The sequence below is a fragment of the Pseudomonas sp. AC239 genome (genome assembly GCF_979258545.1).
Genome location: NZ_OZ409864.1, coordinates 5,336,063 through 5,362,586, shown reverse-complemented (window position 1 = coordinate 5,362,586; position 26,524 = coordinate 5,336,063). Strand labels below are relative to the sequence as shown.

At 59.7% G+C, this 26,524-nt stretch carries 27 protein-coding genes; 18 read left to right on the top strand and 9 right to left on the bottom strand.

What is annotated here, in order from left to right; translation table 11 throughout:
- Positions 1 to 34: 34 nt before the first annotated feature.
- The 4 genes from ACZ0AZ_RS24270 to ACZ0AZ_RS24255 are packed head-to-tail and all read right to left on the bottom strand — an operon-like array spanning position 35 to position 3,466.
- Entirely contained in the window at positions 35 to 520 is a 486-nt protein-coding gene (locus tag ACZ0AZ_RS24270) for a flavin reductase family protein (RefSeq protein ID WP_016775013.1), read from the bottom strand.
- Positions 521 to 532: 12 nt separating this feature from the next.
- Complete coding sequence (locus tag ACZ0AZ_RS24265) at positions 533 to 2,014, bottom strand: aldehyde dehydrogenase (RefSeq protein ID WP_042606772.1); 1,482 nt, start codon at positions 2,012 to 2,014, stop codon at positions 533 to 535.
- A complete protein-coding gene (locus tag ACZ0AZ_RS24260; RefSeq protein ID WP_039763905.1) occupies positions 2,011 to 2,844 on the bottom strand; it encodes an alpha/beta fold hydrolase in 834 nt (277 codons plus the stop codon). The genes ACZ0AZ_RS24265 and ACZ0AZ_RS24260 overlap by 4 nt, the downstream gene beginning before the upstream one ends.
- Positions 2,845 to 2,875: 31 nt before the next feature.
- Complete coding sequence (locus ACZ0AZ_RS24255) at positions 2,876 to 3,466, bottom strand: amino acid synthesis family protein (RefSeq protein WP_007968626.1); 591 nt, start codon at positions 3,464 to 3,466, stop codon at positions 2,876 to 2,878.
- 452 nt (positions 3,467 to 3,918) lie between these two features.
- On the opposite strand from ACZ0AZ_RS24255, the gene ACZ0AZ_RS24250 reads away from it, so the two are divergent.
- Positions 3,919 to 4,962, top strand: coding sequence for a WD40/YVTN/BNR-like repeat-containing protein (locus ACZ0AZ_RS24250; protein ID WP_039763908.1), 1,044 nt, complete (start codon positions 3,919 to 3,921; stop codon positions 4,960 to 4,962).
- Complete coding sequence (locus ACZ0AZ_RS24245; protein ID WP_024013186.1) at positions 4,959 to 7,343, top strand: efflux RND transporter permease subunit; 2,385 nt, start codon at positions 4,959 to 4,961, stop codon at positions 7,341 to 7,343. The genes ACZ0AZ_RS24250 and ACZ0AZ_RS24245 overlap by 4 nt, the downstream gene beginning before the upstream one ends.
- Before the next feature lie 182 nt (positions 7,344 to 7,525).
- On the opposite strand, the gene ACZ0AZ_RS24240 is transcribed toward ACZ0AZ_RS24245, so the two are convergent.
- Both ACZ0AZ_RS24240 and ACZ0AZ_RS24235 read right to left on the bottom strand, forming a co-directional pair.
- Positions 7,526 to 8,245 carry a FadR/GntR family transcriptional regulator gene (locus tag ACZ0AZ_RS24240; RefSeq protein ID WP_016775009.1) on the bottom strand — a complete coding sequence of 240 codons (720 nt, stop codon included), beginning with the start codon at positions 8,243 to 8,245 and terminating at the stop codon, positions 7,526 to 7,528.
- 187 nt (positions 8,246 to 8,432) lie between these two features.
- Positions 8,433 to 10,169: an IlvD/Edd family dehydratase gene (locus tag ACZ0AZ_RS24235; RefSeq protein WP_024013184.1), complete on the bottom strand. Its 1,737-nt coding sequence runs from the start codon at positions 10,167 to 10,169 to the stop codon at positions 8,433 to 8,435.
- Positions 10,170 to 10,361: 192 nt separating this feature from the next.
- Here ACZ0AZ_RS24235 and ACZ0AZ_RS24230 point away from each other — a divergent pair, with 192 nt between their 5' ends.
- From ACZ0AZ_RS24230 to ACZ0AZ_RS24195, 8 genes are all read left to right on the top strand, one after another.
- Positions 10,362 to 11,684, top strand: coding sequence for an MFS transporter (locus ACZ0AZ_RS24230; RefSeq protein WP_024013183.1), 1,323 nt, complete (start codon positions 10,362 to 10,364; stop codon positions 11,682 to 11,684).
- 145 nt (positions 11,685 to 11,829) lie between these two features.
- Complete coding sequence (gene araD1, locus ACZ0AZ_RS24225) at positions 11,830 to 12,822, top strand: AraD1 family protein (RefSeq protein ID WP_463538337.1); 993 nt, start codon at positions 11,830 to 11,832, stop codon at positions 12,820 to 12,822.
- Positions 12,823 to 12,831: 9 nt separating this feature from the next.
- Entirely contained in the window at positions 12,832 to 14,412 is a 1,581-nt protein-coding gene (locus ACZ0AZ_RS24220) for an aldehyde dehydrogenase (NADP(+)) (protein WP_039763913.1), read from the top strand.
- Positions 14,413 to 14,591: 179 nt separating this feature from the next.
- Positions 14,592 to 14,903: a DUF5629 family protein gene (locus ACZ0AZ_RS24215; protein WP_129999504.1), complete on the top strand. Its 312-nt coding sequence runs from the start codon at positions 14,592 to 14,594 to the stop codon at positions 14,901 to 14,903.
- The gene (locus ACZ0AZ_RS24210; protein WP_129999503.1) at positions 14,890 to 16,065 is read left to right on the top strand and encodes a lactonase family protein; all 1,176 of its coding nucleotides are present in this window, start codon (positions 14,890 to 14,892) and stop codon (positions 16,063 to 16,065) included. The genes ACZ0AZ_RS24215 and ACZ0AZ_RS24210 overlap by 14 nt, the downstream gene beginning before the upstream one ends.
- A gap of 156 nt (positions 16,066 to 16,221) precedes the next feature.
- Entirely contained in the window at positions 16,222 to 16,401 is a 180-nt protein-coding gene (locus ACZ0AZ_RS24205; RefSeq protein WP_016775003.1) for a hypothetical protein, read from the top strand.
- A gap of 425 nt (positions 16,402 to 16,826) precedes the next feature.
- A complete protein-coding gene (locus ACZ0AZ_RS24200; RefSeq protein ID WP_129999502.1) occupies positions 16,827 to 17,039 on the top strand; it encodes a hypothetical protein in 213 nt (70 codons plus the stop codon).
- Complete coding sequence (locus ACZ0AZ_RS24195) at positions 17,036 to 17,293, top strand: hypothetical protein (protein WP_039763921.1); 258 nt, start codon at positions 17,036 to 17,038, stop codon at positions 17,291 to 17,293. Before ACZ0AZ_RS24200 ends, ACZ0AZ_RS24195 begins: the two co-directional genes overlap by 4 nt.
- Positions 17,294 to 17,415: 122 nt before the next feature.
- Here the strand turns inward: ACZ0AZ_RS24195 and ACZ0AZ_RS24190 are convergent, their stop codons facing one another.
- Genes ACZ0AZ_RS24190 through ACZ0AZ_RS24180 form a run of 3 tightly spaced genes read right to left on the bottom strand, consistent with a single transcriptional unit; the run spans position 17,416 to position 22,891 of the window.
- Positions 17,416 to 18,012 carry a glutathione S-transferase gene (locus ACZ0AZ_RS24190; RefSeq protein WP_463538336.1) on the bottom strand — a complete coding sequence of 199 codons (597 nt, stop codon included), beginning with the start codon at positions 18,010 to 18,012 and terminating at the stop codon, positions 17,416 to 17,418.
- Complete coding sequence (locus tag ACZ0AZ_RS24185) at positions 18,009 to 21,650, bottom strand: AAA family ATPase (RefSeq protein ID WP_463538335.1); 3,642 nt, start codon at positions 21,648 to 21,650, stop codon at positions 18,009 to 18,011. Before ACZ0AZ_RS24185 ends, ACZ0AZ_RS24190 begins: the two co-directional genes overlap by 4 nt.
- Positions 21,647 to 22,891 carry an exonuclease SbcCD subunit D C-terminal domain-containing protein gene (locus tag ACZ0AZ_RS24180; protein WP_056789434.1) on the bottom strand — a complete coding sequence of 415 codons (1,245 nt, stop codon included), beginning with the start codon at positions 22,889 to 22,891 and terminating at the stop codon, positions 21,647 to 21,649. The genes ACZ0AZ_RS24185 and ACZ0AZ_RS24180 overlap by 4 nt, the downstream gene beginning before the upstream one ends.
- Positions 22,892 to 23,158: 267 nt before the next feature.
- On the opposite strand from ACZ0AZ_RS24180, the gene ACZ0AZ_RS24175 reads away from it, so the two are divergent.
- The 8 genes from ACZ0AZ_RS24175 (at position 23,159) to ACZ0AZ_RS24140 (ending at position 26,452) form a co-directional block, all read left to right on the top strand.
- Positions 23,159 to 23,635, top strand: coding sequence for a hypothetical protein (locus ACZ0AZ_RS24175; RefSeq protein WP_463538334.1), 477 nt, complete (start codon positions 23,159 to 23,161; stop codon positions 23,633 to 23,635).
- 176 nt (positions 23,636 to 23,811) lie between these two features.
- Positions 23,812 to 23,994, top strand: a complete 183-nt coding sequence (locus ACZ0AZ_RS24170) for a hypothetical protein (protein WP_081932607.1) — start codon at positions 23,812 to 23,814, stop codon at positions 23,992 to 23,994.
- A 67-nt stretch (positions 23,995 to 24,061) separates the two neighbouring features.
- Positions 24,062 to 24,505, top strand: a complete 444-nt coding sequence (locus ACZ0AZ_RS24165; protein WP_129999496.1) for a hypothetical protein — start codon at positions 24,062 to 24,064, stop codon at positions 24,503 to 24,505.
- Entirely contained in the window at positions 24,502 to 24,738 is a 237-nt protein-coding gene (locus ACZ0AZ_RS24160; protein ID WP_463538333.1) for a hypothetical protein, read from the top strand. The genes ACZ0AZ_RS24165 and ACZ0AZ_RS24160 overlap by 4 nt, the downstream gene beginning before the upstream one ends.
- Positions 24,739 to 24,761: 23 nt before the next feature.
- Entirely contained in the window at positions 24,762 to 25,124 is a 363-nt protein-coding gene (gene cdiI, locus ACZ0AZ_RS24155) for a ribonuclease toxin immunity protein CdiI (protein WP_129999495.1), read from the top strand.
- A 64-nt stretch (positions 25,125 to 25,188) separates the two neighbouring features.
- Entirely contained in the window at positions 25,189 to 25,530 is a 342-nt protein-coding gene (locus tag ACZ0AZ_RS24150; RefSeq protein WP_129999494.1) for a hypothetical protein, read from the top strand.
- A gap of 118 nt (positions 25,531 to 25,648) precedes the next feature.
- Complete coding sequence (locus ACZ0AZ_RS24145) at positions 25,649 to 26,068, top strand: hypothetical protein (RefSeq protein ID WP_165368424.1); 420 nt, start codon at positions 25,649 to 25,651, stop codon at positions 26,066 to 26,068.
- A gap of 81 nt (positions 26,069 to 26,149) precedes the next feature.
- On the top strand, positions 26,150 to 26,452 hold the full coding sequence (locus ACZ0AZ_RS24140) for a hypothetical protein (RefSeq protein ID WP_039763945.1): 303 nt from the start codon (positions 26,150 to 26,152) through the stop codon (positions 26,450 to 26,452).
- Positions 26,453 to 26,524 lie beyond the last annotated feature (72 nt).

The window sequence follows — 26,524 nt, the reverse complement described above, 5'->3', positions numbered from 1 at the left end:
TGGGTCGTCCCACAGTGGGAGTTGGGTGGATCCGTCAGGTCAAGGCAGGCAACGCACCCAGCTTGCCCTTGTGGTAAATCATCGGCGTCACCGGTTGCTCGGGCAGGATCAGGTTCTTCACTGCGCCGACAATGATCGCGTGATCGCCGCCGTCGTATTCACGCCACAACTCGCACTCGATGATCGCCGTGGCCTTGGCCAGAATCGGGTTGCCCAGATCGCTCAGGTGCCACTCGATACCCTTGGCCTTTTCCTTGCCCTTGCCGGCGAACGCGTAGGCTTCGGCGGTCTGCTCGGCGGAGAGCAAGTGGATGGCGAATTTCTTGCTGTCGCGCAGCACCGGGTAGGTGTCGGACGCGTAGTTGGGGCAGAACAGCACCAGCGCCGGGTCGATCGACAGCGCGCTGAACGCGCTGGCGGTGATGCCGACGATGCCGCCGTCCGGGTCGAGGGTGGTGACCACCGTGACGCCGGACGGGAACGAGCTCATGACGTCTTTGTAAATGCCGGGTTCGATCATTTCGCAGGACTCCTAGCGCATCACAAACGGATCAGGCATTGGCGCCTGGGAGAGGTTGATCCACACCGTTTTCAGTTCGGTGTAGGCCAGCACCGAGTCGATGCCGCTTTCGCGTCCATAGCCACTGTTCTTGAAGCCGCCGATCGGCGCCATGGCCGACACCGCGCGGTAAGTGTTGACCCAGATAATCCCCGAGCGCACATCGCGCGCCAGACGATGGGCGCGACCGAGGTCGCGGGTCCAGATGCCGGCGGCGAGGCCGAACTGTGAGTCATTGGCGATCGCCAGCGCTTCGGCTTCGTCTTTGAAACGAATCACCGAAGCCACCGGGCCGAAGACTTCTTCCTGCATGATCTTCATCGAATTGCGGTCGCACTCGAACAGCGTCGGCTCGTAGAACCAGCCTTCACCGAGATCCGCCGGACGCTTGCCACCGGTACGCAAACGCGCACCTTCGGCGATCGCATCGGCGACCAGTCCTTCGACCACCGCCAGTTGCTGCGCGGTGGCCATCGGGCCCATTTCACTGTGGTCTTCCTGCGGGTTGCCGATGCGGATGCGCTGGGCGCGCTCGACCAGACGATTGACGAACTCGTCGTAGATTTCGTCCTGCACCAGCAAGCGCGAACCGGACACGCAGCTCTGCCCGGACGCCGCATAGATCCCCGCGATCGCGCCGTTGATCGCGCTGTCGAGATCGGCATCGGCGAAGATGATGTTCGGCGACTTGCCGCCCAGTTCCAGCGACAGCTTGGCGAAGTTCTCGGCGCTGCTGCGCACTACATGCCGCGCCGTGGCCGCGCCGCCGGTGAAGGCGATCTTGCGGATCAGCGGATGGCGGGTGAGGGCGGCGCCGGTGCTCGGCCCGTAACCGGTGACGACGTTGACCACACCCGGCGGAATTCCGGCTTCGAGGGCCAGGCGTGCCAGCTCGAGAATGGTCGCCGAGGCGTGCTCGGACGGCTTGATCACAATCGTGTTGCCAGCGGCGAGGGCCGGGGCCAGTTTGATCGCGGTCAGGTACAGCGGGCTGTTCCACGGAATGATCGCGGCGACCACACCCATGGCTTCGTGCACGGTGTAGGCAAACAGGTCAGGCTTGTCCAGCGGCAGGGTGCCGCCTTCAAGCTTGTCAGCGAGGCCAGCGGTGTAGTGGAAGAACTCCGGCAGATAGCTGACCTGGCCACGGGTTTCGCGGATCAGCTTGCCGTTGTCGCGGCTTTCCAGCTGCGCCAGGTGTTCCTTGTTTTCTGCGATCAGATCACCGAGACGGCGCAGCAGTTTACCGCGCGCGGTGGCGGTGAGGCCGCGCCACGCCGGACTGTCAAAAGCAGTTTGCGCTGCTTGCACGGCGCGTTCGACGTCCGCTTCATCGGCGTCGGGCAGTTCCGCCCAGGCTTGCGCGGAGGCCGGGTTGAGGCTTTCGAAGGTCTTGCCGGAGAGGGCGTCGACCCAGTCTCCGCCGATGCACATCTGGAAGCGTGCGAGTGTCATGCAACGATCCCCTTTATATGGTTTTGTCGGGAGTGTGCGAATTGGAGAAATTCCAGCAGCATCTGGTTGACCAGACGCGGCGACTCTACCGGCATCATATGCCGTTGCTCGGGCAGCACGGCAACCTTCGCAGCGGGGATGCGTCGGGCCAGTTGCTCGGCCATTTCCGGGGTCGAGCCGGGGTCGAGTTCGCCGGTGGCGATCAGCGTCGGCGCCTGAATACTGCTCAGGTCGTCGGCGCGGTACATGTCCTGGGTGGCAAACAATTCGTAGGTGGTCAGGTAGCCCTGCGGATCGTTGTTGGCCAAGGTCTGGCGCAATGCAGCGATCTGCGCCGGGTTGGCCGCCTGATATTCACGGCTGAACCAGCGTGACAGGGCGGCTTCGGCATTGGCGTCCGGGCCATGCTCGGCGGCCTGCGCGGTGCGAGCGATGACGCCGGCACGCTGTTCTTCGCTGCGGTTGAACACGCTGTTCAACACCACCAGGCTTTGCAGGCGCTCCGGGTAATGCAAGGCAAAGGCCCGCGCGACCAGGCCGCCCATGGAGAAACCGATCACCGCGGCCTGCGGCACGTTCAAGTGATCGAGCAGCTCGAGCAATTGATCGGCGTAACCGAGCAGGTCGGTGCCGCTGGCCGGGCGCGGGCTGGCGCCGTGGCCGAGCATGTCGTAGGCGATCACCTGGTACTGGCTGGCGAGGCCGACAATCTGCCCGCCCCACATTTCTTTATTCAGGCCCACGCCGTGGATCAAAACCACGGGCTGGCCTTGGCCGGTCGCCAGGTAACTGGTGCCAGCCGGGGTGAGTTCAGCGGTGAGCCGAATCATGGAGCGCTCCTGCAATGCCTTTTTATTGTGATTACTGGGCTTTTTCGGCAGCCAGTTCTTCCAGATCGATGTAGCGGTTACCGATGCGCGGGTGCAGGCGGCCACCGTCGGCGCAACCCAGCACGACGACGATTTCGTCGGCACGCGGCGCGTCTTCGATCTGCATTTCCAGAGTGATGTAGTGCGAACGCAGGCCTTCGTCGTCCTTGTGCATCATCGGGATCTGAATCGAAGTGCCCGGACCGCCGCGCTTGTTGGTGAAGCTCAGGTAGCTCTTGGCTTTCACCGCTTCGCGGTAGTGGTTGCCGAAGCGCAGGGTATGGATCACCGCCGACGCGTGCTCGATCTCGCCATCAGCGCCGACTACCGCCGCTTTGCCGTAAGCCTCGATCTTCTCGGCACCGCCGATAATGCCGACCAGACGCTCGACCATCATTGCGCCGAGGTCGGAGCAATTGGCGCGGATCTGCGGCTTGAGGTCTTCGACAAAACCGTTGCCCACCCAGGGGTTCTTCATCACCACGGCGAGGCCGACCATGGTTACCGGCTTGTCAGTAGCCTTGCCGCCTTCGATGAAGGTTTCTTCGACATAGCTGACGATCTTGCGAATTTCGAAACTCATGAGCTGCTCCGTTGGGGGGATTGAGAGTGTCTGTGCGTCTGATGGTATACCATAATACCGATCCTGCAAGTCCCTCTGATGAGATTTGCCTCATCACCCCGGCGAATGGTCATGTATTCAAATCCCGCACTCACCACCAACCCGCTGTGGGAGCGAGCCTGCTCGCGAATGCGGTGTATCAGTCACCCTGTTTATTGGCTGACCCACCGCTTTCGCGAGCAGGCTCGCTCCCACAGGGAAAATGATGGGTTACAGAGAGCCGCTTTCGGTTAACAAAAGATAACGTGGCGCCGATTGTCAGACATTTGCAAAGCCCGATAGGATGAGCCAGCTTCCGAAGGGGCTCTGGATTGCGGGTTTCAGGAGGATGCTTCTGAAATGCCAGTAGCCGAGCACTCTTGCGGCGCCCTTGAAGGCCCGATGGCCCAACAATAATAAATAGGGGAAGGTCTATGAGTCGTTGCCGCCCGCCGGCGTTACGCAACACCGCGTTGCTGGCCACAGCACTCTCGCTGCTGGGCTTTGCCACGTTATCGGCACCTGTGATTGCCGCCGAGGCCCCGGCTGACGTGGTCTATGCCACCGAATCGGCCAAGGCCGCCAAAAGCCTCATTCTCGATGTCGTCCACGCTGGCGCGCGTCTGGTCGCGGTCGGCGATCGCGGGCACATCGTCTATTCCGATGACCAGGGCAAGACCTGGACCCAGGCCAAGGTGCCGACCCGGCAACTGCTCACCGCCGTGTATTTCGTCGACGACAAAAACGGTTGGGCCGTGGGCCACGACGCGCAGATTCTCGCCAGCGCAGACGGCGGTCTGACCTGGACCAAACAATTCGAAGACCTCGCACGCGAATCGCCGCTGCTCGACGTCTGGTTCAAGGACGCCAGCAGCGGCTTTGCCGTGGGCGCCTACGGCACGCTGCTGGAGACCACCGACGGCGGCAAGCACTGGGAAGACGTCAGTGATCGCCTCGACAACGAAGACCAGTTCCACCTCAACGCCATTGCCTCTGTGAAAGACGCCGGGCTGTTCATCGTCGGTGAGTCCGGCAGCATGTTCCGCTCCGCCGATGACGGCCAGACTTGGGAAAAACTCGAAGGCCCGTACGAAGGTTCACTGTTCGGCGTGATCGGCACGGCGCAAGCGCAGACCCTGCTGGCGTACGGCTTGCGCGGCAATCTTTATCGCTCCACCGATTTCGGCAGCAACTGGGAGCAGGTCGAACTCAAAGCCGCACGCGGTGCGCTGGAGTTCGGCCTGTCCGGCGGCACGCTTCTGGAAGACGGCTCGATCGTCATCGTCGGCAACGGCGGCTCGGTGATCAGCAGCAGCGACAACGGCGAAACCTTCAGCGTGTTCAACCGCCCGGATCGCATTTCGCTGTCGTCGGTCACCGCCGCCGGCAACGGCAACCTGATTCTGACCGGGCAGGGTGGTTTGCACATCACCCAGCCAAACGGTGCCGAGACCAATAACAAGAAGGCGGGGCTATGACTTCCTTGATCACTCCTCAGCAGGAAAAGGCGACGGTTCTCGAGCGCCTGATCTTCAACAATCGCCCGGCCGTGATTCTGATCTGCCTGGTGGTGAGCATTTTCCTGTTCTGGCAGGCCACGCTGATCCGGCCGTCGACCAGTTTTGAAAAAATGATCCCGCTGCAGCATCCCTTCATCGAAAAGATGATGGAACACCGCAACGATCTGGCGAACCTTGGCAATACCGTGCGTATTTCGGTGGAAGCCACCGACGGCGACATCTTCTCCAAGGAGTACATGGAGACCCTGCGCCAGATCAACGACGAAGTGTTCTACATTTCCGGCGTCGATCGTTCCGGCCTCAAATCGCTGTGGAGCCCGAGCGTACGCTGGACCGAAGTGACCGAGGAGGGTTTCGCCGGCGGTGAAGTGATTCCGCAGAGCTACAACGGCTCTCAGGACAGCCTCGATCTGCTGCGCAACAACGTGCTCAAGTCCGGCCAGGTCGGACGTCTGGTGGCCAACGACTTCAAGTCGAGCATCGTCGACATCCCGCTGCTCGAGGCCTATCCGGACCCGCAGGATCAGGGCAAGTTGCTGGCGCTGGACTATCGCCAGTTCTCCCATGAACTCGAAGACAAGATCCGCAACAAGTTCGAAGCGCAGAACCCCAACATCAAGATCCACATCGTCGGTTTCGCCAAGAAGGTCGGTGACCTGATCGACGGTCTGGTGATGGTGGTGCTGTTCTTCGGTGTCGCCTTCGTCATCACCCTGATTCTGCTGCTGTGGTTCACCAACTGCCTGCGCAGCACCATCGCGGTGTTGAGCACGACGCTGGTGGCGGTGGTCTGGCAACTGGGGTTGATGCACTTCTTCGGCTTCGGCCTCGACCCGTATTCGATGCTGGTGCCGTTCCTGATTTTCGCCATCGGCATCTCCCACGGCGTGCAGAAAATCAACGGTATCGCCCTGCAATCCAGCGAGGCCGATAACGCCCTGACCGCTGCACGGCGCACCTTCCGCCAGTTGTTCCTGCCGGGGATGATCGCGATTCTGGCCGATGCGGTGGGCTTCATTACCCTGCTGATCATCGACATCGGGGTGATCCGTGAACTGGCAATCGGCGCGTCTATCGGCGTTGCGGTGATCGTGTTCACCAACCTGATCCTGCTGCCGGTGGCGATTTCCTATGTCGGCATCAGCAAGCGCGCGATTGCCAAGAGCAAGAAGGACGCCAACCGCGAGCACCCGTTCTGGCGCCTGCTGTCGAACTTCGCCAGCCCGAAAGTTGCGCCGATTTCGGTAGCGCTGGCGCTGATCGCCTTCGGTGGCGGCCTCTGGTACAGCCAGAACCTGAAGATCGGCGACCTCGACCAGGGCGCGCCGGAACTGCGTCCGGACTCGCGCTACAACAAGGACAACAACTTCATCATCAGCAACTACTCCACCAGCTCCGACGTGCTGGTGGTGATGGTCAAGACCAAGGCCGAAGGCTGCTCGCGCTACGAAGCCATGGCGCCGATCGATCAACTGATGTGGAAGATGCAGAACACCGAGGGCGTGCAGTCGGCGATCTCGCTGGTGACCGTGTCCAAGCAGATGATCAAGGGCATGAACGAGGGCAACCTGAAATGGGAAACCCTGTCGCGCAACCCGGACGTACTGAACAACTCGATCGCCCGCGCCGATGGCCTGTACAACAACAGCTGCTCGCTGGCGCCAGTGCTGGTGTTCCTCAACGATCACAAAGCTGAGACCCTCGATCGTGCGGTCAACGCGGTGCAGGAGTTCGCCAAGGAAAACAACAAGGACGGCCTGGAATTCATCCTCGCCGCCGGTAACGCCGGGATCGAAGCAGCCACCAACGAAGTCATCAAACAGGCTGAGCTGACCATCCTGATCCTGGTGTACATCTGCGTGGCGGTGATGTGCATGATCACCTTCCGCTCATGGGCAGCGACCCTGTGCATCGTCCTGCCGCTGGTGCTGACCTCGGTACTCGGCAACGCGCTGATGGCGTTCATGGGCATCGGCGTGAAAGTCGCGACGCTGCCGGTGGTGGCGTTGGGTGTGGGGATCGGCGTGGATTACGGCATCTACATCTACAGCCGCCTCGAGAGTTTCCTGCGTGCCGGGCTGCCGTTGCAGGAAGCCTATTACCAGACCCTGAAGTCCACCGGTAAAGCGGTGCTGTTCACCGGCCTGTGCCTGGCGATCGGCGTGTGCACCTGGATCTTCTCGGCGATCAAGTTCCAGGCCGACATGGGCCTGATGCTGACCTTCATGCTGCTGTGGAACATGTTCGGCGCGCTGTGGCTGTTGCCAGCGCTGGCGAAGTTCCTGATCAAGCCGGAGAAACTGGCGGGGCAGAAGGGTAATTCGTTGTTTGCCCACTGATCTGAAGGCCTGAAACGACAAAGCCGCAACCTTGAGGGGTTGCGGCTTTGTTATTTTTGAACCAGGCGCCGATTCCCCTGTGGGAGCGAGCCTGCTCCCGAAGGCAGAGTGTCAGACAGCACAAATGTCACAGGCAGACCGCTTTCGCGAGCAGGCTCGCTCCCACAGGCCAATCTTCAGCTCTAAGTGAGCTCAGCACCCAGCACCACACTCAACGCACTGCGCGCATCATCCAGCTGCACCAGCGTCGCATGCCTGGCACCCAGCGCGTCGCGATTTTCAATTGCCGTCAGAATCGCCTTGTGCCTGGGCAACGCCAGTTCATGCAGATTCGGCCGTTGATTGGAATGCTTCAACGCCTCGGCGATCGCTACCGCCAACATGTTGCACAGGTTCGCCAGCAGGTCGTTGTGCGTGGCATCGGCAATGCGGCTGTGGAAGTCCAGGTCCGGCTGCAACAGCGCTTCCGGGGTCGGCGCGGCTTCCATGCGTTGGTAGGCTTCGTTGATCGCGGCGATGTCGGCATCCGTCGCATGCTGAGCGGCGAGGGCGGCGGCGGCCGGTTCGATGATGCTGCGCACACTGGTCAGCACGTTGAAGAATTCATTCTGCGGGCTGCTTTGCATCAGCCAGTGCAGCACGTCCGGGTCGAGCATGTGCCACTCGCGGCGCGCCTTGACGACCGTGCCCACGCGCGGTTTGGAATACACCAACCCCTTGGCCACCAGCACTCGAGTCGCTTCGCGCAACACCGGCCGACTGACCGCGTACTCCTCGCAGAGCAGGGCTTCGGCGGGCAGTTTGTCGTCGGGCAAAAAGCGTCCGGAGACGATCTGCATGCCCAGTTCCTGGACGATGCGCGAGTGCATGCTTTTACGGTCGGAAGGTTTGCGGTAATCCATGGGGAGTGGCGCGATCCTGAGCGATGGAGATGCCGCGCATCATAGCAGGCACGGCACAGATTTGAGGCGATACGCAAAAGCAACTGTGGGAGCGAGCCTGCTCGCGAAGGCGGCATATCAGTCAAATAGATGTCGACTGACACTCTCTCTTCGCGAGCAGGCTCGCTCCCACAGGGGAATTGCGCTGTTAGTGAGAGTGACGCGGAACCTCGGCACCACGGCAACCGACCAGGAAGTCAAAGTCGCAACCCTGATCTGCCTGCAGCACGTGATCGATGTACAACTGACGATAACCGCCCACCAACAACTGCTGCGGCGCTTGCAGATCAGCCATGCGTGCGGCCAGTTCAGCATCCGGAATGTCCAGATGCAAACGGCCGCTGGCGCAATCGAGCTCGATCCAGTCGCCTTCCTTAACTGCCGCCAAAGGCCCGCCGGCTGCGGCTTCCGGGGCGACGTGCAGAACCACCGTGCCGTACGCGGTGCCGCTCATGCGTGCATCGGAAATACGCACCATGTCGGTCACGCCTTCTGCCAACAGCTTGGCTGGCAAACCCATGTTGCCGACTTCGGCCATGCCCGGATAACCCTTCGGCCCGCAGTTCTTCATCACCAGAATCGAATCCTTATCGACGTCCAGCTCCGGATCGTTGATCCGCGCCTTGTACATGTCGAAATTCTCGAACACCACCGCGCGCCCGCGATGCTGCATCAGTTCAGCAGTGGCGGCGGAGGGCTTGAGTACCGCACCCAGCGGCGCCAGATTGCCGCGCAACACGCAAATGCCGCCGTCGGCGCGAATCGGATTGTCGAGGGTGCGGATCACTTGGTCTTCACCGTAGATCGGCGCGTCCTTGGTGTTCTCGCCGATGGACTTGCCATTGACGGTCAGCGCGTTCGGGTTGGGGATCAGATTGGCTTCACCCAAGCGGCGCAGTACCGCTGGCAAACCACCGGCGTAGTAGAACTCTTCCATCAGGAAACGCCCGGACGGTTGCAGGTCGACGATGGTCGGCATGCCGCGACCGATGCGCGTCCAGTCGTCCAGGTCCAGCTCGACGCCGATGCGCCCAGCGATGGCTTTCAAGTGAATCACGGCGTTGGTCGAACCACCGATGGCGGCGTTGACGCGAATGGCGTTCTCGAAGGCTTCCTTGGTGAGGATCTTCGACAGTTTCAAATCTTCGCGAACCATCTCCACCGCACGCATGCCGGACATGTGCGCCAGCACATAACGGCGTGCATCCACAGCCGGAATCGCCGCGTTGTGCGGCAGCGAAGTGCCCAGCGCTTCAGCCATGCACGCCATGGTCGACGCGGTGCCCATGGTGTTGCAGGTGCCCGCCGAACGCGACATGCCGCCCTCGGCTGCGAGGAAGTCATCGATGGTGATGGTGCCGGCCTTGACCTGTTCGCTGAGCTGCCAGACCACGGTGCCCGAGCCGATGTCCTTGCCTTTGTGCTTGCCGTTGAGCATCGGCCCGCCGGTGACGACGATGGCCGGCACGTCGCAACTGGCCGCGCCCATCAACAGCGCCGGAGTGGTTTTGTCGCAACCGGTGAGCAGCACGACGCCGTCGATCGGGTTGCCGCGAATCGCTTCCTCAACGTCCATGCTCGCCAGGTTGCGGGTGAGCATGGCAGTCGGGCGCAGGTTCGATTCGCCGTTGGAGAACACCGGGAATTCCACCGGAAAACCACCGGCCTCGATCACCCCGCGTTTGACGTGCTCCGCGATCTGGCGGAAGTGCGCGTTGCACGGGGTCAGTTCCGACCAGGTATTGCAGATGCCGATGATCGGCTTGCCGTGGAACTGATGGTCGGCGATGCCCTGATTCTTCATCCAGCTGCGGTACATGAAGCCGTTCTTGTCGGCCGTGCCAAACCATTGGGCGGAGCGCAGGGTGGGTTTCTTATCAGACATGATCGATTCTCTTATTGTAAGACTATTGTTTGCGAGCTGACGCTTAATCTAAGCTCAAAATCTGCGCTTTGGAAGTGTTGTTGGGTAATTAGTATTACTATATAGTCGTTTTTGACGGAGGGATGGCCCTGGCTGTTTTGGCGAGAGGCGTCCCCCGAGGTTCTATAAAAACAACAATCGGAGACCGATCTCATGAGCCAGGAATTGCGGCTTGTCCGGCGCATCACACTGAAACTGATTCCCTTCCTGATCCTGCTGTACCTGATCGCCTATGTGGATCGCTCCGCCGTCGGCTTTGCCAAGCTGCACATGGGCGCCGACATTGGCATCGGCGACGCCGCCTATGGCCTCGGCGCCGGGCTGTTTTTCATCGGTTACTTTCTTCTCGAAATCCCCAGCAACCTGATGCTCGAACGCTTCGGTGCGCGGCGATGGTTCGCGCGGATCATGATCACCTGGGGCGCGATCACCATCGGCATGGCCTTCGTGCAAGGGCCGCACAGCTTCTATGTGATGCGCTTTCTGCTCGGCGCGGCCGAGGCGGGCTTCTTCCCTGGCGTGCTGTACTACATCACCCAGTGGTTCCCGGTGCGCCATCGCGGCAAGATCCTCGGCCTGTTCATCCTCTCGCAACCCATTGCGATGATGATCACCGGTCCCGTGTCCGGCGGTTTGCTGGGCATGGACGGCATCCTTGGTCTGCACGGCTGGCAGTGGCTGTTCATCGTCATCGGCACCCCGGCGATCCTGCTGACCTGGCCGGTCCTGCGCTGGCTGCCGGACGGCCCGCAGCAAGTGAAGTGGATGGATCAGGCGGAAAAAGACTGGCTGACCGGCGAGCTGAAAAAGGATTTGCAGGAATACGGCCAGACCCGTCACGGCAACCCGCTGCATGCGCTGAAAGACAAACGCGTGTTGTTGCTGGCGCTGTTCTATCTGCCAGTGACCCTGAGCATTTATGGCCTCGGCCTGTGGCTGCCGACGCTGATCAAACAGTTCGGCGGCAGCGACCTGGTCACCGGTTTCGTTTCTTCCGTGCCGTACATTTTCGGGATCATCGGCCTGCTGATCATTCCGCGCAGTTCCGACCGCTTGAATGATCGCTACGGCCACTTGGCGGTGCTCTATGTGCTCGGTGCGCTGGGCCTGTTCCTCAGTGCCTGGCTGTCGCTGCCGGTAGCGCAACTGGCGGCGCTGTGTCTGGTGGCATTTGCCTTGTTCTCGTGCACCGCGGTGTTCTGGACCTTGCCAGGGCGCTTCTTTGCTGGCGCCAGTGCGGCGGCGGGGATTGCCTTGATCAACTCGGTGGGCAACCTCGGCGGCTACATCGGGCCGTTCGTGATCGGCGCGTTGAAGGAATACACCGGCAATCTGGCTTCGGGGCTGTATTTCCTCTCGGGCGTGATGGTGTTCGGACTGATTCTCACCGGCATCGTTTATCGCGTTCTGGAACGCAAGCATGTGCTGCCCGTCGACCAGTTCGCCGCCAGCGCCCGTGGCGCGACACGCACCTGACTGACCAACACTGGCCCCTGTGGGAGCGAGCCTGCTCGCGAAGAGGCCATCACATTCAACACTGCTGGTGACTGGTACACCGCTTTCGCGAGCAGGCTCGCTCCCACAGGGGATGGCGGCGTTTTTGATGGAACAGGAGAAAATCATGCATCTGGTTCAATTCGAATTACCCAACGGTGAGCGCCGGGTCGGCGTGGTCGACAACGGTCAGGTCCGCGAAGTGCAGGACGCGCGCAGCGTGCGCGATCTGGCTCTGTCCGCGATCGAAGCCGGCGGTTCGCTTGAGCAGCAAGTACAAGGCCTCGGCTTCGGCGCCAGCCACGACTACGCGCAGTTGCTCAAAGACCTGCGCATCCTGCCGCCACTCGATCACCCGGACCCGGCACACATGCTGGTCAGCGGTACCGGCCTGACCCATTTGGGCAGTGCCTCGGCCCGGGACAAGATGCACCAGCAGGCCGGCGATGAAGCGGCGATGACCGACACCATGCGCATTTTCAAATGGGGCGTGGAGGGTGGCAAACCGGCGGCGGGGCAGGCCGGCGTGCAACCAGAGTGGTTCTACAAGGGCGACGGCAGCATCGTCGTGCGTCCGGGGCAGCCGTTCCCGCTGCCGCCGTTCGCCGAAGATGCCGGCGAAGAGCCGGAGATGGCCGGCCTGTACGTCATCGGCAACGACGGCAAACCGTATCGCCTCGGTTTTGCGGTGGGCAACGAGTTCTCCGACCACGTCATGGAGCGCAAGAATTACCTGTACCTGGCGCACTCGAAATTGCGCAGTTGCAGTTATGGTCCGGAACTTCGCACCGGTGAATTGCCTCAACACCTTGCCGGCACCAGCCGAATCCTGCGTGACGGCGAAGTGCTCTGGCAGAACGAGTTCCTCAGCGGCGAGGCCAACATGTGCCACAGCCTGGCGAACCTCGAATACCACCACTTCAAATACAGTCAGTTCCTGCGTCCGGGCGACGTGCACATTCACTTCTTCGGCACTGCGACCCTGTCGTTTGCCGACGGCATCCGCACCCAGCCGGGCGACACGTTCGAAATCAGCCAGGGCGACTTCGGCGCTCCGCTGGTCAACGGTATCGCACCGGTCAAAGCGGCTTTTGAACCGGACAGCATCGGCACCCTTTAAGGAGATCCCATGACTCAGATTCTCGGTCACAACTACATCGGCGGTCAGCGCAGCGCCGCCGGCACCGTCAAACTGCACTCGGTCGACGCCAGCACTGGCGAGGCCCTGCCGCACGATTTCATTCAGGCAACGGCGGAAGAAGTCGACGCCGCCGCCAAGGCCGCCGCTGCGGCTTACCCAACGTATCGCAGCCTCAGCGCCGAACGTCGCGCGCAATTCCTCGATTCGGTCGCTGATGAACTGGATGCGCTTGGCGACGATTTCGTCGCCGTGGTCTGCCGCGAAACCGCGCTGCCGGCCGCTCGCATTCAGGGCGAGCGCGGTCGCACCAGCGGGCAGATGCGCCTGTTCGCCAAAGTCCTGCGTCGCGGTGATTTCTATGGCGCACGCATCGATCTGGCCTTGCCGGACCGCCAGCCGCTGCCACGTCCGGATCTGCGCCAATACCGCATCGGCCTCGGCCCGGTTGCGGTGTTTGGTGCGAGCAACTTCCCGCTGGCTTTCTCCACCGCCGGTGGCGATACCGCAGCAGCACTGGCCGCCGGTTGCCCGGTGGTGTTCAAGGCGCACAGCGGCCACATGGCCACCGCTGAACTGGTCGCCGACGCGATCATTCGTGCAGCGGAAAAAACCGGCATGCCTGCCGGCGTGTTCAACATGATCTACGGTGGCGGCGTCGGCGAATGGCTGGTCAAGCATCCGGCGATTCAGGCCGTTGGTTTCACTGGCTCGCTGAAGGGCGGTCGCGCTTTGTGCGACATGGCCGCTGCACGTCCGCAACCGATCCCGGTGTTTGCCGAGATGTCGAGCATCAACCCGGTCATCGTCCTGCCCCAGGCACTGGCCACGCGTTCGGAAACCGTTGCGCGTGACCTCACCGCTTCGGTGGTGCAGGGTTGCGGTCAGTTCTGCACCAACCCGGGTCTGGTCATCGGTATTCGCTCGCCGCAGTTCAGCGCGTTTGTAGAGCAGGTCGCCGCTGCGATCGGTGATCAACCGGCGCAAACCATGCTCAACGCCGGCACCCTCGGCAGCTATGGCAAAGGCCTGGAAAAGCTTCTGGCGCACAGCGGCATCGAGCATCTGGCCGGTAATCCGCAGCAGGGCAACCAAGCGCAGCCGCAGCTGTTCAAGGCTGATGTCAGCCTGTTGATCAACGGTGACGAAGTGCTGCAGGAAGAAGTGTTCGGCCCGACCACGGTAATCGTCGAAGTGGCCGATCAGGCACAACTGAGCGCAGCGCTGCACGGCCTGCACGGTCAATTGACCGCGACGATCATTGGTGAGCCGTCTGACTTCGAGCAATTCGCCGAACTGACGCCACTGCTGGAACAGAAGGTCGGGCGCATCCTGCTCAACGGTTATCCGACCGGTGTCGAAGTGTGCGATTCGATGGTGCACGGCGGCCCGTACCCGGCGACCTCCGATGCGCGCGGCACCTCGGTGGGCACGCTGGCGATCGATCGCTTCCTGCGCCCGGTGTGCTTCCAGAACTACCCGGACAGCTTGCTGCCCGAACCGCTGAAAAACGCCAACCCGCTGCGGATTCAGCGCCTGGTGGATGGCAAGCCATCGCGTGAGGCGATCTAAAGCCAACCGGAAATCCCCGGTGGGAGCGAGCCTGCTCGCGAAAGCGGACTACCAGCCAGTTATTTGTTAACTGGCACACCGCCTTCGCGAGCAGGCTCGCTCCCACAGAGGTTCCAGCAGGGGCCTCTGGATCACATTGGGCTATCATTGGCCCTTTCCCCCTAGAAAGACTGTTTGCCATGACTGCCCAAACCCTTCTCAACGCCCTCGAACACTGCGGTATGGTCGAAATCGATGGCCTGCACGCCTTCGAATTCGCCCTCGACGAGGACGATAACCTGCACATCGAATGCATCGATGGCCGTGAAGCCAAGCACTGGGAATTCACCCCGGCGCAGGTCGCGGAAGCGACGTTCGATGAGACGCTGCAGAGCTGGCTGGTCGTCGGTTACGCCAGCGACACCAAGACCACGGGCGAGCATCGTCTGGTGTGCCTCGGCGACGTAGTCAGCGGCAGCGACGATGAGGATGACAATAATGAAAATGCGTAACTTCTGGCCCTTGCTGATGGCCGGCAGCGTCGGCGCGATGGGGCTTTCCAGCGCCTCTGCCGACACCTTGCAGTTGCTGGTCGGCTCGTACACCGCCGGTTCCAGCCAAGGCATCTACCGCATGCAGTTCGACAGCGCCACCGGCCAGATCGACGCCAAGCCGCTGCAAGTGGTCAAGACCGAAAACCCTTCGTGGCTGACCCTCTCGAAAGACCAGAAGCGCTTGTTCGTGGTCAACGAAAACGGCCCGGGCCAGACTGACCCGGTCGGTCGTGTCAGCAGCTTCGCCATCGACCCGAAGACCCACGCGCTAAGCCTGATCAATCAGGTGCAGAGCCTGGGCAACGAGCCGACCCACTCCAGCCTCAGCGCTGACGCCAAACACCTGTTCGTCAGCAACTACTCGGTGATGGAAGATCCGGGCGGCACCCTGGCGGTATTGCCGGTCGATGCCGACGGCCAGCTGAAACCGGTGGTGCAGATGAGCGGCCACCCGGCGAGTCGGGTCAACCCTGAGCGCCAAGCCTCGAATCACGTGCACTCGACGGTGTCGTCACCCGACGGTCGCTACGTGTTCTCCAATGACTTGGGCGCGGACAAGGTTTTCATCTATCAATACGACCCGAAGGCCAACCCGCACTTGCCGCTAACCCCGGCGAAAACCGCCTCGGTAGCCTTGCCGGCCGGTAGTGGCCCGCGTCATCTGCTGTTCAGCGCTGATGGCAAGCACGCTTGGCTGACCATGGAGATGAGCGCGCAGGTTGCCGTGTTCGACTACAACGACGGCGTACTGACCCAGACGCAACTGGTCGATCTCGCGGCGGGCCAGCCAACCTCGGACAAGGCCGGCGCGGCGCTGCATGCCTCGGCTGATGGCAAGTTTCTCTACGTGAGCAATCGCGGCACGGCCAATCAGCTCGTAGTGTTCGGCGTTGATCCGGCGACCGGACAGTTGAAAGAGCTGCAAAAGCGCTCAGTCGAAGGTGATCACCCGCGCGAGTTTGCCCTCGATCCGAGCGGTAAATTCGTCTTGATCGCCAACCAGAAGAGCAACCAGATTGTCGTCGTTGAACGCGATGCCAAGACCGGTCTGCTCGGCAAAACCGTGCAAAAACTGCCGATCGACGCGCCAAGCGATCTGAAATTCCTGGTGCGACAATAAGCCACAGGCCCCGGTCTGCGGGGCCTGCATCGTTGTATTAATTGCACTGATATCGGCTAATGCTACAAAAGATTTCAAGGAGGCAACCCTCGAGCGTTACGTTTGTTTCACAGCCCGACCGGGTAAACCAAGCAAACGAACACGAGGGTTACCGCCATGAACTTCAATCTCTTCTCCGTCATCGCCGCTTCCGCCATTTCTGCCACCGTGGTATTGCCAGCCGGTGCCAACGTCGAAATCGCCAGCAAAAAATCCCACACCCAGAGCTACACCCAGAAATACCTGCAACAAAGCGCCAACTTCTACGCCGCGCTGGATCACAAAACCCAAGCCTGAAATTCCCGTCTCCTGAAAAGGGCTGTCGAAGGCTGCGATTTACGTCAAAGATCGCAGCCTTCGACGGCCCTTTTTTGCGCGCGCTCAACACCACTGATCGTTCCCACGCGCTACGTTTTTGATCGTTCCCACGCTCTGCGTGGGAATACCTCTAGGGACGCTCCGCGTTCCATGGGACGCGGAGCGTCCCCGGCTGCATTCCCACGCAGAGCGTGGGTACGATCAAACGATCAGTAAGAGGCATTACTTTGCGCGTGGGAACGATCAGTGGTGCGCGGCATTCGGTCATAGGTTTCTTCAAGCGAGGGAATAGAGCGGGTAAATAATCAACGAAGCTGATGTTCACCATTGCAAACCCTGAGTGGTTACCCCGGCTTTTTTGATTGATTCTGTGGCCATCGAAACCTTTGCCCACGGAGAACACCATGGCCAGCGCAATCCTCACTTCCGCCAAACGCGGCGCCTACCTGGCCATCGGTCTGTACCTGGCCGTGGTGCTGTTCGTCAGCATCAGCGCACAGATGGAACACAGCTTCGACGCTCCGATCGACGTCGCCCACCCCGGCATCCAGTTCGAACTGCGCTCGCAAAGCGCAATGGTTGACCGGGCCGAACTCGCAGGAGTCGGCGGCGCATGAAAGGCTACAGACTCTGGGTCATCGCCAGCCTTGCGCTGATGACCAACGGCGCTTCACTGTTGGGATTTGGCCAGGGCTCGGTGGGCGGCCTGGCTCGGGCCATAGAGGCCAACCACAACATCGCGCACAACATTGAACGAGCGAACACGCTGGGGCTGATGGCCGGCAATCCGCCGGTCAAGGTGGCGGTCGATTTCCTCGGACCGTTCGAAGTGGATTGCATGGCACTGGGCATGTGTAACGCCCTGGCGTAGACAGTGATCGCTCCCACGCTCTGCGTGGGAATGCAGCCCCGGACGCTCTGCGTCCCTCCAAAGCCGAACGCGGAGCGTCCGTTGAGGCATTCCCACGCGGAGCGTGGGAACGATCAATCGAGTTACTTCTTCATGATTGAAGTGAACAGCTCGGATTCGAGCAAGCGCTGTAACCAGGCTTGTAAGCGCACATAAGGCGTCTGCGCAAACCACTCGCGATCAACATGAGCGAACTGGCGCACGAAGGGCAGCAGGGCGATGTCGGCGAGGCTCGGATGATCGGCCAACAAATAAGCGCGGCCTTCGAGTAGCTCATCCAGTTTCTGCAGAAACAACGCACCTTCAGCTCGATAAGCCTCCATCGGCTGCTCAGGGTAGCGCTCGGCGTACTTGTAGCGATTCAATGCCGATTTGAAAATCTGATCATTACCCTCTATCAGTTTTTCCATCCACAGCGCTGCGAACGAATCCCCGGCCAGCAACCAATCATCCGGATCATTCTGCGCCAACGCCCAGCGCATGATCTGCAGACTCTCATCAATCACCACGCCATCGGCATTCAGCACCGGCACCGTGCCTTTGGGCGAGAGCGCGAGCATTTCCGCCGGCTTGTTCTTGAGGCTGACCTCAACGATCTCCACCGGCACGCCCGCATAGCGCAGGGCCATTCGCGCACGCATCGCGTAAGGGCAGCGGCGGAAGGAATACAGCGTGTTCATTTCACCTCCAGCGTGCTCAAACCATTGCCCTGGCGTCGCACCTGAATCTGCACCGGGATGCGTTCGTGCATTTCCTGCACGTGGGAAATCACCGCCACCTTGCGCCCCTGCGCCTGCAAGCCGTCGAGCGCGTCCATGGCCAGTTGCAGCGATTCCGGATCGAGACTGCCGAAGCCTTCGTCGATAAACAGCGATTCGATTTTCAGCGTGCTCGACGCCATTGACGCCAGACCCAGCGCCAATGCCAGCGATACGAGGAACGTCTCGCCGCCGGAAAGCGAATGCACTGAGCGCAGTTCGTCGCCCATTTCCGTGTCCATCACCAGCAAGCCGAGCATGCTGCCGCCGCGTTTGAGGCGATAGCGTTTGACCAGTTGGCGCAGGTGCGCGTTGGCGTGATGCACCAGCAAGTCGAGGTTGTAGGCCTGAGCGATCTTGCGGAAGGTGTCGCCGGTCGCCGAGCCGATCAAGGCACTGAGCCGCGCCCAGCGCTGGTACTCGGCGTAGGCCTCGGCGATCTGCTGGGCCAGCGCCTGATTGGCGTTCTGCCGGCGCTGGTCTTCAACCTGTTCGGCGCGCAATTCGGCGCAGTGCTGCTCGCTGACGGCGAACTGGTTTTGCAGCTCGGCGAGGGCGCTGTCGAGCTGTTCGGCGTCAAGAGTGCCGTCCTGCCGGGCCTGATGATCGAGCAGTCGCTGATCGCGCTCCTGCAACAAGACCTGGGCCTGTTCGATGGCTTTTTCGTTGTGCTGAAGGGTCTGGCGTAGCTCAGCGACTTGGGCGTCGTCAACGCTCAACAAGTCTTCCAGGCCGCCGTCATCCAGTTCCGGATGGCTGGCGCGCCACTCGGCGATCTTGTTGGCGAGCGCCTGGTCTTCAGCTTCCATCGCCTGCAAGCGTTCCTGCTGCGATTTGAGTTCTGCAGCGATTTGCACCAGCTGTGTGCGCACGCTTTGCAGCTCCTCAGCGGTGCTGGTTTCGGCACTGCGCGCCTGTTCCACCGTGTGTTCCAGTTGCTGCTGCCAATGCTCGGCGCTGCTGTGCTCGCCCAGTAACTGCGCGAGTTTTTCCTGACAGTTTTGCTGTTGCTCGGTCAACGCCGTGAATTGCTGCTCGGCGCTGTGCAGTTGCTGAGTGCGCAGCTGCTGGCGATCCTGCTCTTTCTCCAGCGTTTGTTGGCGTTGCTGCTGTTCGCTCAGTTCTTCCTTTTGCTGCTCGAGCTGGGCCAAACGCTCGGCGATCTGCCGGTCCAACTGCATGAACGTTGCCGCCGGCTCAAGGCGCAAGGCCTCGAGCGTGTCGGCGGGCAACAGCGGGCCGAACGCGGCGAGTTCTTCTTCAAGGCGCTGACGGTCGCTGTTGAGTTCATGCTGCTGATGGCTCAGCTGTTGCGTCGCTTGCTGATGCGCCACTTCGGCCTGACGCAATTGTTGCGACAGACGCGCGGCGTCCTGTTGCAAGGTGAGCAGGGCGCTTTGCCGTTGTTCGTCCTGAGTGATGCTCTGGTTCAACTGCTCGGTCTGGCGGCTGAGCCAGGCGTCGCGTTTGTCGGCGTCCTGATTGAACAGTTGCGCGGCCAGCGGATGCGCGTCGAGGCTCGGCGCCAAGGCTTGTTGCTGCGCCGCCAGTTGTTCCTGTTGCTGCAGCAGCTCTTTCTGTTGTGCGATCACGCCACCGACTTCGCCGCGCAGCTCAATCAGTTTTTCCTTGAGCTGATCGACCACTTGCTGGGCGTTGGCCTGTTCGCTTTCATCGTGGCGGCCGAGGCTTTGCAACAGCGCTTCGGGCTGGTGATAGGGATGCTCATTGCTGCCGCAGACCGGGCAGGGCTGATCGTCCTGCAACTGCGCGCGCAACTCTTCGACACTGGCACTGCGCGCCAGCCGCTGACGTTCAAGCAGTTCGCGAGTGACGCTGAGGGTCTGCTCGGCGACGGTCAGTTCGGCCTTGGTTTTCACGCCGTCCTGGGTCAGGCGTTCGCGTTGTTGCTGCGCGTCGAGCTGGCGTTGTTGCAACTCGGCGCTGCGCTTGTCGAGATCCTGCTGAGACGCCCACAAGCGCGACAGGTCTTCGATTGCGCGCAGCTGTTTGCGGTTGTCCTGGAGCAAGGTGCCGAGCAGGCCGATCTGTTCGGCCACCGCATCGGGCTCTGCGCCAGCCTCTTTGAACAGCACTTCCAGTTGCTGTTTGTGCGAGGCCAGTTGCTCAGCACTGCGCGCGGCGTTCTGTTCGAGGGAGGCCAGTTCGCTCTGGCCCTTGTTCAAGCGGTTGCCGATCAGCATCAGCTGTTGCAGACGATCGCGATAGGCGCTCCAGGCATCGCTCAATGGCGCCAGATGCGCACTCTGCTCAAGCTCAGCGGCGATGCGTTGCAAACGCTCGGCGACTTCAGTCTGCTTTTCCTGCAAAGCCTGAATCGCGCTCTGGCCATCCTTGAACGCTTGCTCGGCCGCTTGCCGGGCTTCGGCGCTGCTGGCGGTGTCCTTGATCAGGCGGGCGAGGGTGCTTTGCTCTTCGAATGCCTGACGCAGCAACGGCGCGTTTTCGCTCTGGCGCTGTTGTGCTTCGCTCAGAGCGACTTTGGCTGCGTCGAGGTTCTGTTCCAGTTGCGTCTGGCGTTCACCCAGCGCCGCGTGTTGTTGGGTGTGTGCACCAATCTGCGCCGCCAGTGGCGTCAGCAGCGCATCGAGCTCGGCCTTGCGCGCGAACTGATGGCGCTGCGGGCCAAGCTGTTCCAGACGCGTCAGTTTCACCCGCTCGCCGGCCAGTGCCTGCCATTGCTGTTGCGCGTTTTGCAGTTGTTCGCTGGCGGCTTTTTGCGCGTCCTGCAACAGACGCAAATCCTTCAGCCAGGCATGCTGTTGCTCAAGCTGTTTGAGCTGCGCCTGTTGCGCCTTCATCTGTTGCTGCGCGGTGTTGAAGCGCTCGTCGAGTTCGGCGCGGGCTTCCGGCGCCAAAGGCGTCACACCGGTGGCCTGATCCTGCAACAGCTTGTGGGCTTCGCGGGCCTCTTTGGTCTTGTCGAAGGCGCGGCGGCCGAGGCGGGTGTACAGCGCGGTGTCGGTGAGTTTTTCCAGCAGTTCACTGCGGTCGTTGTCGTCAGCCTTGAGGAACGCACTGAACTCACTCTGCGCCAGCAGCACAGCGCGAGTGAACTGTTCAAAGTTCAGGCCCAGCGCGGCTTCCAGCTGGGTTTTGTATTCGCCTTTCTGGCTGGCGAGCAGTTGATCCTGATCGATATCGCGCAGGCTCTGCCGACTGGCCTGGAGCTTGCCGCCAGCCTTCTCGCGAGCGCGATTGGCTTCCCAGCGCGCGCGATAGCGGCGGCCATCGACGCCGACAAAATCCACTTCGGCATAGCCTTCGCCCGTGCCACGCCGCAGCAAAGTGCGCGGGTCGCCAGTGGCGATTTCACCGTCAGCATCCGGGACTTTCGCATCTCGGCCGGTGTTGTTCAGGCGCGGCACAGCGCCAAACAGCGCCAGGCACAAGGCGTCGAGCAACGTGCTTTTGCCGGCGCCGGTCGGGCCGGTGATTGCGAACAGGCCGGCGCTGGCCAGCGGTTCGGCGGTGAAATCGATCTCAAAAGGCCCGGCCAGCGAGGCCAGGTTCTTCAAACGAATGGCGAGAATCTTCATGGCTGCTCGCCCTCCAGTTGCACGTCCTGCAGCAGTTCGGCAAAGTCCTTGAGCGTCTGCTCGTCGACCTCGCTGCCGTAATTGTCGAGCCAGGCGCGGCTGAACAATTCCTGCGGGGTGAGCTGGTCGAGTTCGATCAACGTGCTGCCGTCATCGCTGCCATCGGCGCCACGATTGCCGGCGTATTCAGCGGCGATGCGCACCAGTCGCACGGCTTTGCCTTGCAGTGCGGTTTCCACTTGATGGCGCAGATCCGGTTGCGGCTCATCCAGGCGCACCCGCACTTCCAGCCATGGCTGGCGCTGGGTTTCGGCCAGCAGATCGATGTTCGGCAAGTCGGCCAGTTGCAGCAGGATCTCGGCCAGCGGCGCGGGGCCAATGCGTTGCAGATTGACCGAGCGCGGGATCAATTTCGGCTCCACGCTGACCAGAGTTTCACCGTCCAGGACCACATCGAGAATCTGATGCTGATAACCGATTTCGGAGAACGACAGCGGAATCGGCGAGCCGCTGTAGCGGATGCGCTCCTCGCCGTTGACCTTCTGCGGCTTGTGCAAATGGCCGAGGGCGACGTAACTGATGCTTTCGCCGAACAGGCTGGCGGGCAGCGCTTCGGCATTGCCGATGATCAGGCTGCGCTCGGAATCCTCCGACACCGAACCCCCGGCCATGTGCGCGTGGCTGATAGCGATCAACGCCTGACCGGGCTGGCGCTTGGCATTCGCCGCCGCGATCAGCCATTCATGCACCTGACCGATGCCGCGCAGATAGTTGTCACCCAGATGCGCGCCAGTGACCTCCGCCGGGCGCAAGAACGGCAGCGCCAGACACCACGCGGCGATTTCTCCCTGCGCATTCGGCAGCGGCAGCAACAAACGTTCGGCGTCGAGCTGCCCGTCATCCAGCCACAGCACCCGACCCAACGCGTGAGTACGCAAACGCCGCATCAACGGCGCCGGCAGTTCGATCCGCGAGCCGGAATCATGGTTGCCGGCGATCATCACAATGGTCAGCAACGGCTGCTGTTCGTGAGCGCTGACGATGAAGTCGTAAAGGCGTTCCTGAGCTTTGACCGGCGGATTGACCGTATCGAAGATGTCCCCGGCGATCAGCAGCACATCCGGCTGCGCCAAGTGCAACTGGCGCAGCAGCCATTCGAGAAAACACGCGTGCTCGAAATCGCGCTCCTGGCCGTGCAGGTTTTGCCCAAGGTGCCAGTCGGAGGTGTGGAACAGACGCAAGGTGGACTCCGCTACAGAAAAAAGGTGATGGCCGCAGATGAAATGAGGGCGGCGAAAGAGGGGAGAGTTTACAGATTATTGCGCCGGTGGGGCTTGTCCCAGCGGAACGCCGCAGGGCATTTCGACGATTCGCTCGTTGACGCCCATACAGCGGCTACCTAATATCGAGCCATCGTATTGATGTCATCTCAGTCGCAAGCGTTACGTCCAGTCTTCAGCGTTATTCGATAAGGCTGACGGCGGAAGATCGGGTGCGGAGCCAATGCAATGCAAGTGATCAACTCTATACCCTTGGTTATCGACACAGAACCCTTCGACACATGGAAGCAGCAGTGGTCGAATCAGGAAGGCCTGGATATTCATTCGTATATCAACGACCAATGCCACCCGGAACAGATATTGATATTTACCACGTTGCTGTTCCCGACGTTCATCGTGTCTGAGGGAGGCGTCTTCCTCGAGCGAAATTTTTCACAAGAAGCGTACGCGCGCTGCGTGAATCTGGCCGTTGGCGACATGGCGGAGGTTGAGCGGCTTATGAATTATGTGAAGATTTATGAAGTTTTTGGCCAATACGGAAATGGTGTATCGCCCAGAATATTTCTTCAGCTGTGCGAGATGATCGGGTTTGCCTGGCGAATGGTGTTGAAGGAAAAATTCCCGGACACGTTATTCACTGTCGAGGTGTCGAACTCGGATGAGAATTACGGCCCGGTGGTTACGTTTTATCAGGTGAAACAATGATTGACCCCTTCCCAACGCTCGCTGATAAAAGATTTTTTCTTAATGTACCCACCTCAAGACCGTGGGCGAGCTTTTTACATTTCTTGAGTTGAGCCACCAATACAATGCCTAAATTTTCTTGTGTGTGCGGTCAGATAATCAATTTGTCTCATGGTACGTCCGAGTTAGAGTTTTCAATGGTTGCCGAGCGAAAGATAGATGAGCTGGGTGCTGCCTTGGCAGATCGTTGGTTGTCTGAGGAAGAGTTCTATCAGCAGATAGGTGCGAGTGCTACTGCTGTTTATCGCTGCAATAAATGCGAACGACTACATATTGATCAAGGTGGCGGAAACTTTTCTTCCTATATCAAGGAAGTATGATAGAGCGCGCCCACATGCTTTCGGGGAAAGAGTGGGAGCTGGATTGTTCACCAGCAAGAGGCTTCAAATGGACTTTTCAATTGCGGAGTACGGAGCGGTCGGCCCTTTGAATGGAAAGTTGTCCAGAGGTCAAGTGCGCGACATTCTTGGGCCCGGTTTCGAAGTGTTCTGGAAAACAACTGACTCCTTGAATGCTACCGATGCTTATATTCAGCTCGACCTTCATGTCTACTACGACGCGCGAGATATGGTTAAAGGGGTAGAGTTTTTCGAAAGAAGCACGGTGTCCTGGAACGGCCACAAGCTGGTAGGCGAAACATCCACGGACGTGTTGGCTTTGTTTCGTCGCCACGGTATTGATCCCGTCATTGACGATGACGGATTTGAAGTCGGTGAGTTGGGTATGGGGTTTTACGTTGACGATGACGACGACTTGATCACCACTTTATATATCAATCTGCGCCGCGAAATTCATTTAACGGCGTCGTGCTCTAACAGGAGCCAGAGATGATCATCTGCCCAAGATGTCAGCAGGATTACATTGTCTGTGCCCATGTCAAGGCCACTGGGAAAGAGTTATTCATGTGCCCAGAGTGCGACGCTACATGGTTTTCAGTTGAGGCGATCGGCGTTGCGCATTTTCTGGATTTTGGGACTTATATGGAAAGCATAGGCTTGTCGATGCTGTGGGACGAGTTGGACATTGTTTCCGATTCAGAAGACTCAAGTAATGACAGTGTCTGATCCGGCAATGAAGTGAGGTTGTTATGAAGGAGTTGTTCGGTCAGCCATACCGCCAGTCAGACCCTTATTGGATTGTCAAAGGGTATTTTGACAGGATTTATGATGATGGCCGTTTCATCGAGGCAGCCGGCTATATTGTTAGGCGTTGGGGGTTCAGTGTTGATGGAGCATACTGTAACTTCCCTGATGTAAATAGCTCATTTGAAGAGGGTCATTTCGAAGGAGTGGAGTTTTCTTATGGGTATCCCTCTAGCGATGCAGACACAATTGTTGTCAGTGAAGAGGTTTGCATGGAATACCTTCGGCTAGCTTGTGATAAATACCTACAGCGCCATCCTGAAAGTAACGCTGAAGTAGATGTTCTCTTAAGTGGGAGCTATATCTGATAAGTAGAAGTGTTCCATTTGTCTAGCGCAGCTAAAAGTTATCCGATCAAGAGAAAGTTGAAAGATGAATGATTTCGAGTCAGTAAAGAAACTGATCATCCAGTTGGTTAAAGATAAAGCCGGTGATTTTGATGGTGACAGTTGGGAAGCTGATTACAAGCTGAACTGGGAAGACGAGTTAGCGGAAAGGCTAGCAAACGCTTTCTACAATATGTCCAGAGCGGCATCCGCCAAGGAACATGCAGACGATGTCATGTTGAAAGTTGCGCTGATGAATTCACGTGTGGACTTCATGGATCTCGCCAATTTTTTCAGGGATATTTTCGACGATTTGGATGCACTGCTGCGCAAGCCAGTCTGGCCGGATATTCCAGAAGGATTTGATTATCAGGGCTACCACCAGTGAGTTATCCATAGGTGCAGAATGCGACGACATCGGGTCTTTAGTAAGGGGCGCGGGCGTCAAGCCTGACCATCTTGGAAGGACTCGCGCATCTTTCTTGGTTCAGGAGATCCCGGAAAAAATGACAATGGTATTTAGTTTTTTAAGTCGCGGTGATCTCGGGTTGATTCACGCTGGCATGTCCCGAGAAGAATCAAGGAAGACGCTTGGTGGTCGGTTTGAGGCGTTTTACAAAGCCGAAGATTCGACAGTACCGACCGACGCTTACGATGATTTAGGCGTGCACGTTTACTTTGATGAGCGCTACCGGGTCTTTGGCGTTGAGTTTTTGAAATGGAGTGAGCTTGTTTGGGACAACCAGAAACTGGTCGGTGAGAATGCGCTTGTGGTTCGACAGTTTTTGGCCAAGCGAGGAGAGGTTCTGGTTTTCAATAATTCAGGCTTCAGTGTCACTGGCGTGGGTTTAAGGTTTTATGTGCCTGATTTCGGGGGAAACGACGCCATCGTTGAGGCTGTCTATGTAGAAGTTGGTGGCGCATGAGGAGAGGCGCGGGAAACAAATAGCTTATGGATTGGACATCTCAGAGGAACTCAGCTTCAGTCGCAATCTGGAGGTTTTACAGTGATTACCGAAGACATAAAGATCGTCCAAGAGATCTTTCAGGTGGTCGAAGCCGGCATCGTCCATGGCTATGACGCGTTCCGTTATGGCGTGGAGTTGGGGGAGGGCTACATCGAGACGGAGCTATGCGTTGAGAAAGACGGCGTCGAGGACTGGAACGCTGAAACTGATATTAACGGGGCGATTATCCTTCGTTTGGTCGACCAGCTTCAGGAAAACGCAGTCAAGCGTGGCGAGCCATGGAAGTCATTCGTCCTCTCCTATCGAGAAGGCGAACAAGTCAAAACGAAATTCGCATATTGATTCCGGACTTTCAGATCAAAAGATCGCAGCCTTCGGCAGCCCCCTACACAATCCGTAGGGCCTGCCGAACGC

Bases quoted from the DNA above. Each gene is read 5' to 3' on its own strand.
- ACZ0AZ_RS24260 (WP_039763905.1), bottom strand. From the start codon at position 2,844: ATGATTCGGCTCACCGCTGAACTCACCCCGGCTGGCACCAGTTACCTG.
- ACZ0AZ_RS24255 (WP_007968626.1), bottom strand. From the start codon at position 3,466: ATGAGTTTCGAAATTCGCAAGATCGTCAGCTATGTCGAAGAAACCTTC.
- ACZ0AZ_RS24215 (WP_129999504.1), top strand. From the start codon at position 14,592: ATGACTGCCCAAACCCTTCTCAACGCCCTCGAACACTGCGGTATGGTC.
- ACZ0AZ_RS24235 (WP_024013184.1), bottom strand. From the start codon at position 10,169: ATGTCTGATAAGAAACCCACCCTGCGCTCCGCCCAATGGTTTGGCACG.
- ACZ0AZ_RS24270 (WP_016775013.1), bottom strand. From the start codon at position 520: ATGATCGAACCCGGCATTTACAAAGACGTCATGAGCTCGTTCCCGTCC.
- ACZ0AZ_RS24200 (WP_129999502.1), top strand. From the start codon at position 16,827: ATGGCCAGCGCAATCCTCACTTCCGCCAAACGCGGCGCCTACCTGGCC.
- ACZ0AZ_RS24170 (WP_081932607.1), top strand. From the start codon at position 23,812: ATGGTTGCCGAGCGAAAGATAGATGAGCTGGGTGCTGCCTTGGCAGAT.
- ACZ0AZ_RS24195 (WP_039763921.1), top strand. From the start codon at position 17,036: ATGAAAGGCTACAGACTCTGGGTCATCGCCAGCCTTGCGCTGATGACC.
- ACZ0AZ_RS24150 (WP_129999494.1), top strand. From the start codon at position 25,189: ATGAATGATTTCGAGTCAGTAAAGAAACTGATCATCCAGTTGGTTAAA.
- ACZ0AZ_RS24240 (WP_016775009.1), bottom strand. From the start codon at position 8,245: ATGGATTACCGCAAACCTTCCGACCGTAAAAGCATGCACTCGCGCATC.
- ACZ0AZ_RS24185 (WP_463538335.1), bottom strand. From the start codon at position 21,650: ATGAAGATTCTCGCCATTCGTTTGAAGAACCTGGCCTCGCTGGCCGGG.
- ACZ0AZ_RS24230 (WP_024013183.1), top strand. From the start codon at position 10,362: ATGAGCCAGGAATTGCGGCTTGTCCGGCGCATCACACTGAAACTGATT.
- araD1 (WP_463538337.1), top strand. From the start codon at position 11,830: ATGCATCTGGTTCAATTCGAATTACCCAACGGTGAGCGCCGGGTCGGC.
- ACZ0AZ_RS24190 (WP_463538336.1), bottom strand. From the start codon at position 18,012: ATGAACACGCTGTATTCCTTCCGCCGCTGCCCTTACGCGATGCGTGCG.
- ACZ0AZ_RS24210 (WP_129999503.1), top strand. From the start codon at position 14,890: ATGAAAATGCGTAACTTCTGGCCCTTGCTGATGGCCGGCAGCGTCGGC.
- ACZ0AZ_RS24205 (WP_016775003.1), top strand. From the start codon at position 16,222: ATGAACTTCAATCTCTTCTCCGTCATCGCCGCTTCCGCCATTTCTGCC.
- ACZ0AZ_RS24245 (WP_024013186.1), top strand. From the start codon at position 4,959: ATGACTTCCTTGATCACTCCTCAGCAGGAAAAGGCGACGGTTCTCGAG.
- ACZ0AZ_RS24250 (WP_039763908.1), top strand. From the start codon at position 3,919: ATGAGTCGTTGCCGCCCGCCGGCGTTACGCAACACCGCGTTGCTGGCC.
- ACZ0AZ_RS24160 (WP_463538333.1), top strand. From the start codon at position 24,502: ATGATCATCTGCCCAAGATGTCAGCAGGATTACATTGTCTGTGCCCAT.
- ACZ0AZ_RS24220 (WP_039763913.1), top strand. From the start codon at position 12,832: ATGACTCAGATTCTCGGTCACAACTACATCGGCGGTCAGCGCAGCGCC.
- ACZ0AZ_RS24165 (WP_129999496.1), top strand. From the start codon at position 24,062: ATGGACTTTTCAATTGCGGAGTACGGAGCGGTCGGCCCTTTGAATGGA.
- ACZ0AZ_RS24175 (WP_463538334.1), top strand. From the start codon at position 23,159: ATGCAAGTGATCAACTCTATACCCTTGGTTATCGACACAGAACCCTTC.
- ACZ0AZ_RS24265 (WP_042606772.1), bottom strand. From the start codon at position 2,014: ATGACACTCGCACGCTTCCAGATGTGCATCGGCGGAGACTGGGTCGAC.
- cdiI (WP_129999495.1), top strand. From the start codon at position 24,762: ATGAAGGAGTTGTTCGGTCAGCCATACCGCCAGTCAGACCCTTATTGG.
- ACZ0AZ_RS24145 (WP_165368424.1), top strand. From the start codon at position 25,649: ATGACAATGGTATTTAGTTTTTTAAGTCGCGGTGATCTCGGGTTGATT.